The organism is Burkholderia sp. NLJ2 (genome assembly GCF_049487195.1).
Taxonomy (GTDB): domain Bacteria; phylum Pseudomonadota; class Gammaproteobacteria; order Burkholderiales; family Burkholderiaceae; genus Burkholderia; species Burkholderia pyrrocinia.
The window spans coordinates 1,060,486-1,072,924 of record NZ_CP137810.1 but is presented as its reverse complement, the minus strand read 5'-3'; the positions used below and the strand labels follow the sequence as shown (position 1 = coordinate 1,072,924).

General features: G+C 67.4%; 9 protein-coding genes. 4 read left to right on the top strand and 5 right to left on the bottom strand.

From position 1 onward, the window contains the following. Window positions 1-104 precede the first annotated feature (104 nt). The 3 genes from R9B84_RS27095 to R9B84_RS27085 all read right to left on the bottom strand — a co-directional run bounded on the left by R9B84_RS27095 (window position 105) and on the right by R9B84_RS27085 (window position 3,562). Window positions 105-1,139: a succinylglutamate desuccinylase/aspartoacylase family protein gene (locus tag R9B84_RS27095; RefSeq protein ID WP_423763071.1), complete on the bottom strand. Its 1,035-nt coding sequence runs from the start codon at window positions 1,137-1,139 to the stop codon at window positions 105-107. 336 nt (window positions 1,140-1,475) lie between these two features. Further along, window positions 1,476-1,751 (bottom strand): hypothetical protein, encoded by a 276-nt coding sequence (locus R9B84_RS27090; RefSeq protein ID WP_423763070.1) that lies wholly within the window; start codon window positions 1,749-1,751, stop codon window positions 1,476-1,478. A 260-nt stretch (window positions 1,752-2,011) separates the two neighbouring features. Further along, window positions 2,012-3,562: a diguanylate cyclase domain-containing protein gene (locus tag R9B84_RS27085; RefSeq protein WP_423763069.1), complete on the bottom strand. Its 1,551-nt coding sequence runs from the start codon at window positions 3,560-3,562 to the stop codon at window positions 2,012-2,014. A gap of 532 nt (window positions 3,563-4,094) precedes the next feature. On the opposite strand from R9B84_RS27085, the gene R9B84_RS27080 reads away from it, so the two are divergent. From R9B84_RS27080 to R9B84_RS27065, 4 genes are all read left to right on the top strand, one after another. Further along, window positions 4,095-6,986, top strand: coding sequence for a xanthine dehydrogenase family protein molybdopterin-binding subunit (locus R9B84_RS27080; RefSeq protein WP_423763068.1), 2,892 nt, complete (start codon window positions 4,095-4,097; stop codon window positions 6,984-6,986). Next, window positions 6,983-7,681 carry a (2Fe-2S)-binding protein gene (locus R9B84_RS27075; RefSeq protein ID WP_423763067.1) on the top strand — a complete coding sequence of 233 codons (699 nt, stop codon included), beginning with the start codon at window positions 6,983-6,985 and terminating at the stop codon, window positions 7,679-7,681. The genes R9B84_RS27080 and R9B84_RS27075 overlap by 4 nt, the downstream gene beginning before the upstream one ends. Then, entirely contained in the window at window positions 7,678-8,937 is a 1,260-nt protein-coding gene (locus R9B84_RS27070; protein WP_423763066.1) for a c-type cytochrome, read from the top strand. The genes R9B84_RS27075 and R9B84_RS27070 overlap by 4 nt, the downstream gene beginning before the upstream one ends. Before the next feature lie 469 nt (window positions 8,938-9,406). After that, window positions 9,407-9,880 (top strand): hypothetical protein, encoded by a 474-nt coding sequence (locus R9B84_RS27065; RefSeq protein ID WP_423763065.1) that lies wholly within the window; start codon window positions 9,407-9,409, stop codon window positions 9,878-9,880. Window positions 9,881-9,999: 119 nt separating this feature from the next. On the opposite strand, the gene pal is transcribed toward R9B84_RS27065, so the two are convergent. Both pal and R9B84_RS27055 read right to left on the bottom strand, forming a co-directional pair. Beyond that, the gene (pal, locus tag R9B84_RS27060; protein WP_047903237.1) at window positions 10,000-10,491 is read right to left on the bottom strand and encodes a peptidoglycan-associated lipoprotein Pal; all 492 of its coding nucleotides are present in this window, start codon (window positions 10,489-10,491) and stop codon (window positions 10,000-10,002) included. Window positions 10,492-10,901: 410 nt separating this feature from the next. Then, window positions 10,902-12,113 carry a porin gene (locus R9B84_RS27055; RefSeq protein WP_423763064.1) on the bottom strand — a complete coding sequence of 404 codons (1,212 nt, stop codon included), beginning with the start codon at window positions 12,111-12,113 and terminating at the stop codon, window positions 10,902-10,904. Window positions 12,114-12,439: the final 326 nt, after the last annotated feature.

The window sequence follows — 12,439 nt, the reverse complement described above, 5'->3', positions numbered from 1 at the left end:
GATCATAACCAAGTGGGTTAATTTGTCAAGTTGGTTAATGACGCACGTATGCCGTCCGCCATGAATGGCAGACTGCACGGAAAAGAGATGAATCTGGAACTAGCCTATTGGCCAACGCTCGGCGGAGCCGACAACTCCGCCAGCTGGAACAGGCAATCGCCGCGCCGCACTTGCGCGGGCACGCGCTTGCACACCACTTCGCCGTCGCCCTTGAACCGGTGCAGCATCGGTTCGCGCAACGGCGTATCGGGGAAATGCACCCACGCGGCCGGCTGTCCGGCCTTCACCTGGTCGCCGAGTTCGACGAGCGGCTCGTACAGCCCGCGCTCGTACGCATAAACGAAATGGCGGTCGCCGTCGACGCGCATGAAGCGGGTGACGGTCGGCGGCGCGTCGGGCACGAGCGCGCCGCGCAGCAGGCCGATATAGCCGAGGTAGTGCAGCAGCCCGTGGCGGCCGAGCCGGATCAGCGACGGATCGGCCATGCCCGCGCCACCGAGTTCGGTCACGATCGAGATCGCGCCTTGCCGGCGCGCGGCCGACGCCGAATGCACCGGGTTCGGCGCGTGCAGCAGCGCATTCGGCAAGCCGAACGCGACCAGCAGCCCGTTGAGCTTCGCGGCTTCGTCGGCGTCGAGCGGATCGATCGCGAGCATGTTGCCGCCCTGGTACAGCAGCGAACTGCCACCGGAATGCAGGTCGACCAGGTACTGCGCACGCGACAGCAGCGCATGCTCGATGTAGTGGGCAATCATCTGCGTCGGCGTGCCGGTCGGCTCGCCGGGAAAGCTGCGGTTCAGGTTGCCCTCGTCGAGCGGCGACACGCGCAGGCCCGCGTCTGCTGCGGGGAAATTCGCCATCGGCAGCAGGATCAGTTGCCCGCTGACCATCTCGGGCTCGATCTCGCGCATCAACTGCGACACGATGATCTGGCCTTCGTATTCGTCGCCGTGGTTGCCGGCCATCACGAGCGCGACCGGGCCGTCGCCGTTGCGGATCGACGCGATCGGGATCGGCAGCCACCCGTACGCCGAGCGGTGTACGGAATGCGGCAGCCGCAGGTAACCCGCGTGCTTGCCTTGCGCGTCGAGATCGATTTCGCAGTGGATGGGGTTTCGCTGTGAGGAAGGGGCGGTCATGGCGGCATCGTTCGATGAACGGAATCTGCCATCTTATCGGGAAACGACCGCCGCGCGGCGCGCGGGGAGCGTGCAACGCCGAACGTCGTCAACCGGCACGCGCGCGGATGCGCATGGAGCGAGCCGGCTTGCCGATACGCCGATACGCCGACTCGCCAACTCGCCAACTCGCCAACTCGCCAACTCGCCAACTCGCCAACTCGCCGACTCGCCAACTCGCGAGACCACACGCGATGTTGCATCGATGAACGCATGCCGGCGCGCGGGCTGGCCGCACTCGTGCATCCGGTTTCGCGCCGATCCCTTGTCGCGACAGGGCCGGCGCGCGCGGCCGGCTCAGCGGCCCGATGTTTCAGCTTCGATACGACCTTCTTCCCACAGTGCCCAGAAACGGCTGCCGGCGCGATACGGATTCGCACGCCGCGCGCCGTGATCGGTGACGCCCTGGCGAAACGCGCCGTACAACGTCAACGGCGGATTGTCGACGCATGCGGCTTCACGCGAGGCCGGCATGCGGCGCTCGGAAACGAGCCGCCGGATCAGCGATGCGCCGTCGATCACGGCCTGTTCGTCGATGGTTGCGCTGCGGCTGAGGACTTCGACGGTATTCATGTTGGGTCTCCCGGACAACCTGTTTCCCTGTCAGGGAGCAATAAGAGTGCCAGCCTCGAAAAGCCTTGCGCTGCATCGATCGTGCAGGCTTCTGCGGTCAATGTGACGGGTGGCGAACGCCGATGTTACGGAACACGTCACGTGACACGCGAGCGCACGGCGGGACGTGCGACCACGCAAAGATCGTTTCGGAACTGAATCGTCGGGAGGATGCGGCCGGTAGTGGAAACGAGGATGAGCGGGCCGCGCGCGTCGCCGGGTCAGTTCGCGGTGGCCGGTGCCACGCGGTGGCTGCCGCTCGAATAGAAGCGGTAGATGCCCTTGCCGTCCGACTTAGCGTCGTACAGCGCGCTGTCGGCCTGACGGATCAGTTCGTCGGGGGAGCCGTGCCCGTCGTCGAGCGCGATGCCGATGCTGATTCCGAGGCTGACGCTCTCGCCGATCGACAGCGTGTACGGTGCCGAGATCTGCCGGATGATCCGCGCGGCGAGGATCGAACACGCGTGCATCGTCGTGTCGTCGATCACGACGACGAATTCGTCGCCGCCGATGCGCGCCGCAAGCTCGCCGGGCGGCAGCGTCTTGCCGAGCCGCGCGGCGACCTGCGTGAGCACCTCGTCGCCGGACTGGTGGCCGAAGTGGTCGTTGATCGCCTTGAAGCCGTCGAGGTCGAGATACATGACGGCGAGCGAGGGGCCCGGCAGGCGCGGCCGGTGCGCGAGCATCCGCTTGAGCTGGGCATGCAGTTCGTGGCGGTTCGGCAAACCCGTCAGCGCGTCGTGCCGCGCGAGATGCCGGATGTGCTGCTCGGTCTGTCGGCGCGTGGTGACGTCCTCGACGATGATCACTGCATTGCCGTCCGGCACGCGGTGGCGCGTCAGTTCGAGCTGGCGGCCGTCGGCGAGCACGATGTCGAACGGCTCGGGCTCGTCACGGGTCAGCCAGACATCGCACTGCGCGGCGAGACCGGCGTCGCCGGAATCGGACCTGGCGTTCGCGCCGAGCGCCGCGACGACGTCGGCGAGCGCCGTATCGAGCATGATCTCGCGCGGCGAGCCGAACAGCTGCGCGGTGCGGCGGTTCGCGACGGTCACGCGGGTCTCGCTGTCGATCATGCACAGGCCGTGCGGCATGTAGGTGAGGGCGGCGTCGAAGCGCGCGACGAGTTCGGCGTTGCGCTGGCGCGCGGCGATCAGTGCGACGAGCACGCGGTAATGGCGCTGGACGACCGTGCGCATGGCCGCGAGATAGATCGCGAGCGGCGGCAGCAGCAGCCACGCGCCCGGCCGGTCGGCCAGCAATGCGCCGAGGCCGATCGGCAGCACGCCGAGCGTGACCTGCGTCATCGCGAGCCGCGGCAGCGCCGAATTGCGCGATGCGATCCCGCCGAACACGCCGCCCGCGACCATCACCGACAGCGTGCCGAGCTCGACGTCGACGGCATCCACGCAGCCCATCACGCCGAGGCCGAGCACGAAGCACGCGGCGAGCGACACGGGCGCATAGCGCCTCGCCCAGTATTCGGCGCGATCGTCGCCGGCGTCGCGGCGCACCGTGTAGGCCCGCGCGATCGCGAGCCGGGTGACGAGCAGGCCGACGTCGACGATCAGCCACACGAGGCACCAGAGTTGTTGCAGCCGGATCAGTGCGACGGCCGCGACGAAGCCGCTCGCGAGCCCGGACATCGCCATCGGGCGGATATCCTCGAACAGCGTGACCAGCATCGACGGGCGCAACGCCGCCGTGACACGGTGGTTGCCGGAGGAGGGAGTGGCGAGAACGGAGTCCAGGAGAGATGCCCTGACTGCCATGGATTTTGACCTCGACACGATATCGCGATGACTGGCAGCGCCCGCACGGTACGTAGCGGAAGCGCCGGCAAGCCGGATACGCGCGACATTACCATGAATCACGGGCGGCGCGGGGTGCCCGGGCGCATGACAGCGGGAGTCCATCGACACGGGATATCGCGCCGGCCGCTAGTCGTAAACCACGCCTGCGAAATTGTTGCGCATTCGACGGCGCGGAGGCAGCATCGTTGCGAACGGAACAATGTGCGGCGGCCGACCGGAGACCGGCCGCGATGCGTGGGCACTTGCCCGTCGGCAGATGTCGATGCCGGCCGAAGCCGGTGCGACGGGAGGCAAACGCGCGCAAATCGCCGACGCATTGCGCGCCGCGACCGTCCACCGCAGCCCGTATGAATCGCGTTATAAGAAATTCAATAAGTATTTCATGCGAGAAATACTATAGGCGATATATCAAAAACAATGCCAGAATGCGCGCCGCTCCGAACGCCGCGACACCCGATCGCCGTCCGAGCCGCATCAGGAGGTTCCCCCAATGAAAAACCACGGCCTGTCACGGCGGGGTTTTCTGAAAGCCAGTGTGCTGGCGGGCGTCGCAGTGTATGTCGCGCCCCTGGGCAGCCGCGCATTCGCGGCGCTCTTCGAAGAAAAACTCCTCACCCCCGTCAAATGGGATAGCGTCACCGGCATCCCCCAATTCCGCATCGACGGCATCGCGAAGGTCACGGGCTCGAAAGTGTTCGCCCGCGACGTCCGCGCGGCCGACATGCCGCACTGGCCGCAGCAGCAGTCGCATGCGCTGATCCTGCGCGTCACGCAGGCCGACCGCACCTACGAAGGCTTCGACCTGTCGCTGCTCGGCGACGACCTGAAACCGGACCGCGTGGTCACGGCCGACGATCTCGCGCGCGACGGCGTCGCGTTCCCGGCGTTCTACGGCGACGACATGCTGTTGCCGGCCGGCAAGACGCCCGCATATCTCGGCCATGCGGTCGCGATCCTGATCTATCACGACTTCGCGCGCTTCCGCTTCGCGAAGAACACGCTCAAGTTCCGCGACGACGTGATCCGCTACGGCGCGGTCACGGGCCCGCTCGAGCGCGATCCGTGGGGCACGTTCCGCTATGTGCGCGTGGGCGGCAAGACGGCCTATGACGACGACGTCTATTCGAGCCTGAAGGATGCGCCGATCTTCCCGAGCATGATGCGCAAGCACCTGCCGGTATGGCCGGACGGCAAGGAGCACGGCAAGCTCGACGAGCAGGGCATGTTCCTCGCCGGGCAGATCGCCAGCGAGCTCGATCATCCGTCCGCCGACTGGCTCGTGTTCGATCGCGAGTACAACACGCAGTCGGTCGATACGGCCGCGCTCGAACCCGACAACGCGAACTGCTGGTACGACGCCGCGACGCAGTCGCTGCACCTCGTCGTGCCGACGCAGTCGCCGCTCGAAGTGGCGGAGAACGCCGCCGCGATGGTCGCGAAATGCCGCTTCCCGGTGAAGAAGCTGTTCGTGCATCCGTGCTACACGGTCGGCTACGGTTCGAAGGATCACTTCAACGTGCCGTTCTACGGGCTCGTCTGCGCGCTGTACGCGGACGGCCGCCCGGTGCGTTTCGCGAACGACCGCTACGAGCAGTTCCAGACCTCGCTGAAGCGTCACGCGTTCAAGATGCACTACCGGATCGCGGTCGACCGCAACACGGGCCTGCTGCAGTCGTTCAAGGGCGACTTCGAGGCGAACGGCGGCGGGCGCATGAACTTCTCGCCGTCGGTCGCGATGGTCGGCGCGACGGCCGCGCAATCGATCTACTACTTCCCGAAGAGCGACCTCGCGGCCGTGGCGATCGCGTCGCGCGCGATCGATGCCGGTTCCGCGCGCGGCTACGGCACGCTGCAGAGCATGGCCGCGACCGAGATGGCGGTCGACGAGATCGCCGCGCAACTGAACATCGACCCGATCGATTTCCGGCTGCGCAATGCGCTGCGCTCGGGGATGAAGAACACGCAGGGTGCGATTCCCGCCGGCGCGCTGCGCGTCGACGAAGTGCTGGAGCGCGCGAAGCAGCATCCGCTGTGGACGCGCCGCGCCGCGCGCAAGGCCGAATTCGAGGCCGCGAACCCGGGCAAGCGCTACGGCGTCGGCTTTGCCTGCGTGCAGAAGGATTTCGGCACGGGTGCGGAAGCATCGTTCGCGAAGGTCGAGTTCGACGAGCACGGCAAGGTGTCGCTGCAGCACACGGCTGCCGAGATCGGCACGGGGATGTCGACGTCGCAGGCCATTGCGGTCGCGAAGTGGCTCGGCCGTCCGGCGACCGAAGTTCGGGTTGCCCTGACCGAATGGCCGGACCTGCCGATCGAGACGAGCGGCGATCCGTACCTGATGTCGCAGGCCGATCAGGATCGGCTGAGCGCGAATCCGCGCTGGTCGCCGAACTATGCGTCGCCGTCGAGCGCGACGAATTCGGCGTACTACTTCACGCACAGCACGCGCGAAGCCGCGCGCGCGGTGTTCCGCTACGGGCTGTGGCCGGCCGCGATGTCGATCTGGACGCGCGGCCTCGGCGGCGGCCAGGCCGCGCCGTACGCGATCCGCATCGACGACGCGCGCTGGGTCGACGGCAAGCTGACCGCCGACGGCCTCGAACCGCTGACGTTCGAACAGCTCGCGAAGCAGGCGCATGCGCTCGGCCTGCCGACCGGCGCCGTCGTGCACGTGTTCAACCGCTGGCAATGGACCGACGCCGAGTTCGAAGTGGGCGGCACGGTCGAACGCCTGCCGATCGACGGGCTGTCGCTGCGCGTCGGCGCGCCGAAGACGGGCGACAAGACGGGCGACGACAACGGCCCGGTGCCGGGCACCGCTGCGCCGGCTGGTGCGACGACGATGCGCGGCACGCTGCCGCCGACCGCGAACGGCTACCGCGTGCTGGACCGCAAGCGCGTGTTCATCCCGCCGACGAGCCGCAACAACGCGGCCGTCACGTACTACACGGCCGTCGGCACGCTCGTCGAGCTGGCCGTGCACGAAGCGACCGGCAAGGTCGAACTGCTCACGCACCACTCGATCATGGAATGCGGCAACCAGATTTCGCCGCAGCTCGTGTCGGGCCAATTGCAGGGCGGCCTCGCGATGGGCATCGGCCATGCGCTGCATGAATACCTGCCGCTCTACGAGGACGGCCCTGGCAACGGCACGTGGAACTTCAACCGCTACCCGTTGCCGCGCGCGTCCGACGTCGCCGTGTGGTCGCAGACGGGCGACATCCTGCCGCCGCTGTCCGAGACCGATCCGCCGAAGGGCGTCGCCGAAGTGGTGATGATCCCCGTCGTCGGCGCGATCGTGAACGGCATCGCGCACGCGATCGGCCATCGTTTCACCGACCTGCCGGTGACCCCGCAAAAGATTCAGGAGGTGCTCGCATGACGACCGCCCAAACCGCGGCTTCGGCCGCGAGCGCCAGCGCGGCTGCGACCGGCGCTTCCGCGCCGACCGCGGCTTCGGCCGCACCGGCGTCCGCCCCGGCGGCAGCCTCGGCCACTGCGCCGGCCGCCGTCGAGCGTCCGCTCGTCCGGTTCCAGCAGAAGCCGCTGTCGGTCAAGATCAACGGCAAGTCCGTCGGCCCGATGCAGGTGCCCGAAGGGCTGATGATGATCGAGTTCCTGCACGAGTACGTGGGCCTCACCGGTTCGCGGCTCGGCTGCGGGCAGGGCATCTGCCATGCATGCGTCGTGATCGTCGACAAGCCGGACGGCACGAGCGAGGAAATGCGCACCTGCATTACCGGCGCGCACTTCTTCCACGGCCGTTCGATCCGCACGATCGAAGGCCACGCGAAGCGCAACGACGCGGGCGAAGTGGTCGAGCTGTCGCCGATCCAGCAGAAGTTCCTCGAGCACTTCAGCTTCCAGTGCGGCTACTGCACGCCGGGCTTCGTCAACGCGGCGACCGTGCTGATCGAGCGCCTGACGCGCGAGCCGGTCGCGAAGGCCGACGTCGAACGCACGATCACCGAGGCGCTCGACGCGCATCTCTGCCGCTGCACGGGCTACGTCCGCTACTACGAAGCCGTGAAGGACGTGGTGCTGACGACGCCGGGACTCGTGAAGGACGCCGCATGAAACGCACATTCGCCCATCGTGTCGCGCGGGCCGCGGGCCTGCCCGCGCTCGCGGCGGCCTGCGCGCTGCTGCTCGCCGCCTGCGGCGGTCATGACGCACCGGCCTCGAACGCAGCATCCGGCGCGCCCGGTGCCGATCAGGTCGCGCGCGGCCGTTATCTCGTCAAGGCCGCCGACTGCGCGGCATGCCACACCGCGAAGGACGGCGCGCCGTTCGCCGGCGGCGCGAAGCTCGATTCGTCGTACGGCACGTTCTACGGCTCGAACATCACGCCCGACAAGGGTCGCGGGATCGGCAGCTGGAGCGCGGACGACTTCTACGCCGCGCTGCACGACGGCAAGGCTCGGGCCAAGCGGCTGTATCCGTCGATGCCGTACACGTCGTACCGGCAGCTCACGCGTGCCGATACCGACGCGATGTACGCGTACCTGATGACGGTCAAGCCGGTCGCGCAGGAAAACCGCGCGCACGAGTTGAAGTTCCCGTACAACCTGCGCTTCGGCATGGCCGTGTGGGATCTGTTCTTCCTGAAGGACAGCCTGCCGGACGCGTCGGCCGGGCAATCCGCCGACTGGCAGCGCGGCCGTTATCTGGCGAACGCGCTCGGCCACTGCGCGGAATGCCACACGCCGCGCACGTTCACGGGCCAGCTCGACAGCGCAAAGCCGCTCGCGGGCGCCGCGCTCGGCCGCGTGGCCGCGCCGGACATCACGCCGGCCGGCCTCGCCGCGCGCGGCTGGACGGGCACCGACCTGCAGACGTTCTTCGGCGTCGGCATCGCGCCGCAAGGCTCGGCGTTCGGCGAGATGTATCCGGTCGTGCACCTGAGCACGCAAACCCTGACGAAGGACGACCTGCGCGCGCTGTCCGTGTACCTGCTCGGCGATACGCCGCCCGCGCCGCAACCGGTGAAGCCGGTGTCGGCCGACGCCGCGCAACTCGCGGCCGGCCGCTCGGTGTATCTGGCGGTGTGCGCGGGCTGTCACGGCTTCGACGGCGAAGGCAAGCCGCACGTCGCGGTGCCGATGAACGGCAACTCGACGGTGCGCCAGGGCGATCCGCGCAACCTGCTGGTCGCGATGCTCGACGGCATCGAAGAGCAGAAGTTTGCCGGTTTCGAAAACCTGCAGCCGATGCCGGGTTTCGCGCACACGCTGAGCGACGACGAACTCGCCCAGCTCGCGAACTACCTGCGCGCGACGTGGGGCGGCCAGCCCGCGAGCGTCACGCCGGCCGACGTGAAGGCGATGCGTTAAGTGTTGTCGCACGGCGAAGCGTCGCGCGCGATATAGCCGGTTTCCGGTGATCGCGCGCGATGTGTCGCCCGACTTCTTGCGGGGGCTCTTCAGTAGCCGCCGCCACCTCCGCCACCACCTCCGCCTCCGCCGCCTCCCGACCCGCCGCCGCCGTACCGGCTCATGCCGGGCCCTTGCGAAGTACCGCTGCCCGACTGCGTACATCCCGCCGACAGTACAAGCATGAGCGCCGCGATCAGCGCCGCGGCCAACGTTGCCGATTTCATTGCAATCTCCTTGCAGCGCGCAGGCCGCAGGACAGGCCGGTTCGCGTGAACCGCACGTCTGCGCGATGAAGAAACGGATCGGGCGGGCCGCTTATTCCATGCTTTTTGCGTATCGTCGCGCACGATGGTGCCGGATCGGATCCGCCGCGCGGTGCCTTGATACACTCCAGCACGCCGCCATTCCGATTCCGAATACAAAAACCATGAGTGCCACTCTCGAGCGCCCTGCGCGCAAACCGTTGCGTGCGTCCGGCCGTGCCGTGTTCGGCTGCCTGTCATTTGCCGTCGGCGGCCCGCTGGTCGCGTCGCTCGTCTGGCCGGCCGTGATGCTGATCGCGTGGACGTTGATCGACGGTCCGTCATGGGACGAACTGAAAACCAGCGCCGGCATGGTGCCGCTGATCTTCTTTGCGTCGTTCCTGTTCGGCTACTTCCTGCCCGCGATGGTGACCGGCGGCATCATGGGGGCGCTCGGCACGCGCATCCGGCGCCGCTGGTTCGTGTTGCTGGGCGTGATCGTGGGCGCCGGCACGATGGTCGGTTACGTGCTGCTCCAGACCTGGCTGATCAAGGCGGACAAGGTGGGTGATATCAACGCGATCGCCACGCTCGATGCGATCGTCACGTCGGCCGTGATGTCGCACTGGCTGCATCGGCGGCTCGAACGCCGGCGATAAGCAAATGGTGCCGCGCATGAACCCCGCGAGCCGAATGGCACCGCCCGGTCGAGACTGCGGCCTGCTACGCGGTCCCATGCTTTCCTTTACCAGGATGCCGCTGTCGCGGCGATGTCCGCTCAACGATAGACGAGATCGGCGCGGCGGTTTTGCGCCCACGAATCCTCGTCGTGGCCGAGCGCGACCGGCTTTTCCTTGCCGAGACTGACCGCTTCGAGTTGCGTGCCCGGCACGCCGAGCGTTTCGAGTGCGCTCAACACGGCTTGCGAACGGCGTTGGCCGAGCGCGAGGTTGTATTCGGACGTGCCGCGTTCGTCGGTGTTGCCCTGGATCAGCACGCGCCGCGACGGATGGCTGCGCAGGTAGCCGGCGTGCGCCTGCAGCAGCGACTCGTATTCGGGCTTCACGGAGTACGCGTCGAAATCGAAATAGATGCTGCGCTTCGCGAGCGGGCTGTTCGGATTGTCGAGATCGTCGGCCGTCACGGTTGCGACGGCTTCGCTGGAGGGCGTCGGCTCCATGCCGGCATTCTCGGGTGTCTTCGCCGCGTGATGGCAACCGGCCAGCAGTGCGACGGCTGCCAGGACCGCAAATCGGTTCGTTTTGCTCATCGTTCGTCTCCAGCGGTTGACTGCGTTGGAAGCGTGGTGCGTGCCATCTGCACGTACGTATCCGGTTGCAACGGCGCGAAAGGTCCGGCTTCGTCGACGTGATGCATGCCCGTAAGCCGGTGGTGCGCCATAGGAAAGCGTGTTGCGCCCGGAACGCCGAATTTCGGCGTCGCTGCAAACAGATTAGGAAAAATGTCGAAACGTCACCAGTTTCTCCGCATTTTTTGCGCGGACGCGACAGTTCGGAAGGCATTCTTGCTCCCGCCGTCGGCACGCGGCACGCAATGACACAGCGAAAAGGCCGCGCACGCGCGCAGCCTTTTCATCAAGGGGGCACGACGATCACGCGGCGCTTGAAACGCGTGCCGTATGCGGCCGGCGGGGCGGTGAAGCGCCGAAGCGCCGCATCGTCAGAACTTGTGCCGCAGCCCCAGTGCGACGACGACCTGGTTGCTGTTCGCCGAAGGCGTCAGCGTCCAGACGGTCGCGTTGAATGCGGGATGGCCGTTGCCGCCGCTCACGCTCTGGTAGACGCCTTCGAAATACGCGTCCGTGCGTTTCGACAGCGCATAGTCGGCCTGCGCGACGACCTGGTTCCACTTCGGGCGCGTCTGGCCCGTGCGCGTGTCGAAGCGGCCCATCGTGTACATGTATGCGGCGGCGAGGCTCAATGCGCGCGTGACGAAGTAGCGCCCGTCGACCGTGAAGTTGTCGAACACGAGCGATTCGCCCTTCAGCGGCGCGATATTGCCACCCTGGAGCACGCCCGTCACGCCGTCGGTGGTCGAGTGCGACCACGCGGTGCCGACCGAATGCGGCCCGAATGCGTAACGGCCGGCCACGGCCCAGATCTGCTGGTTGCCGCCCGTGATCGTCGCCGAGCCGTCGACCGTGCTCAGCGCGCCGTCCGGGTTCGGCGAATGGCGGTCGCGGCTGATCTTCAGGTAGCCGGCGCCGAGTTTCAGCGGACCGTTCGCATACGACAGCCCCGCGCTCCATGCCGCGTTGTTGGCGAACTGGCCTGCTGCGTTCGAGAAACCGTACATCGCGCCGAACGTCAGCCCGTGGACCGTCGGGCTCGTGTACTTCACCGCGTTGTTGATGCGCAGGTTGCGATTCGAATCGTCGTTGTCGTACGGATGGACCGCGAGGTTGCCGCCCCAGCCGGGGCCGGACGCACCGAGCGGCGTCACGAAGTCGAGGATCAGGTCGTACTGGCGACCGAACGTCAGCGTGCCGGCCGCCTTCGAGCTCACGCCGATCCATGCCTGGCGGCCGAACAGGTCGACGCCTTTCTGCGACAGCTTGCCGGTGGTGCCCGAGAAGCCGTTTTCGAGCGTGAAGACCGCGGCCATCCCGCCGCCGAGATCCTCGCGGCCGCGCAGCCCCCAGCGCGACGCGTTCAGCGCGCCGCTCGTCATCGCGACGCTGCCGCTGCCGGGCGAGCCGGCGCCCTGTGTGCGCTGGTTGGTCGAGTAGGTGATCGACGTGTCGATCAGGCCGTACAGCGTCACGCTGCTCTGTGCGTGCGCGGCGGCCGGCACGAAGCCGGTCAGGCATGCGGCAATGACGGTCCCCGCGACGCGCGCGCTGGCATGCTTGTTCATCTGGTAGGAATGCATAGGAATTTTTATCGTTGGCCCGGCCCGGTGGCCGGCGGGTCGCGCCGGCGTGCTGGCCGACGGATCGAGCGGCCATTATTGGAGATCGTGCGACGGTCGATTAAGGCGTTGCACAGGAAAGGTCCTCTGCGGAATCGAGCAGAATCGCGGCGTGTCGGTGTCGGTGTCGGTGCCGGTGTCGGTGCCGGGGGCGGCGTTGGGGATTCAGTCGGAAGCGGGGCGCGTGTGGTGCAGGAGGGTGTGGATCAGGCCGTGGCGCTCGGGCGATTGCAGCGGAGCATCGCCCGACAGATCACCGATGGCACATCAGCCCTTGGTGGACTCGC

Excerpts from the sequence above, each read along its gene's own strand:
- R9B84_RS27095 (WP_423763071.1), bottom strand. The coding sequence starts at position 1,139 with ATGACCGCCCCTTCCTCACAGCGAAACCCCATCCACTGCGAAATCGAT.
- R9B84_RS27090 (WP_423763070.1), bottom strand. The coding sequence starts at position 1,751 with ATGAATACCGTCGAAGTCCTCAGCCGCAGCGCAACCATCGACGAACAG.
- R9B84_RS27085 (WP_423763069.1), bottom strand. The coding sequence starts at position 3,562 with ATGGCAGTCAGGGCATCTCTCCTGGACTCCGTTCTCGCCACTCCCTCC.
- R9B84_RS27055 (WP_423763064.1), bottom strand. The coding sequence starts at position 12,113 with ATGCATTCCTACCAGATGAACAAGCATGCCAGCGCGCGCGTCGCGGGG.
- R9B84_RS27065 (WP_423763065.1), top strand. The coding sequence starts at position 9,407 with ATGAGTGCCACTCTCGAGCGCCCTGCGCGCAAACCGTTGCGTGCGTCC.
- pal (WP_047903237.1), bottom strand. The coding sequence starts at position 10,491 with ATGAGCAAAACGAACCGATTTGCGGTCCTGGCAGCCGTCGCACTGCTG.
- R9B84_RS27075 (WP_423763067.1), top strand. The coding sequence starts at position 6,983 with ATGACGACCGCCCAAACCGCGGCTTCGGCCGCGAGCGCCAGCGCGGCT.
- R9B84_RS27080 (WP_423763068.1), top strand. The coding sequence starts at position 4,095 with ATGAAAAACCACGGCCTGTCACGGCGGGGTTTTCTGAAAGCCAGTGTG.
- R9B84_RS27070 (WP_423763066.1), top strand. The coding sequence starts at position 7,678 with ATGAAACGCACATTCGCCCATCGTGTCGCGCGGGCCGCGGGCCTGCCC.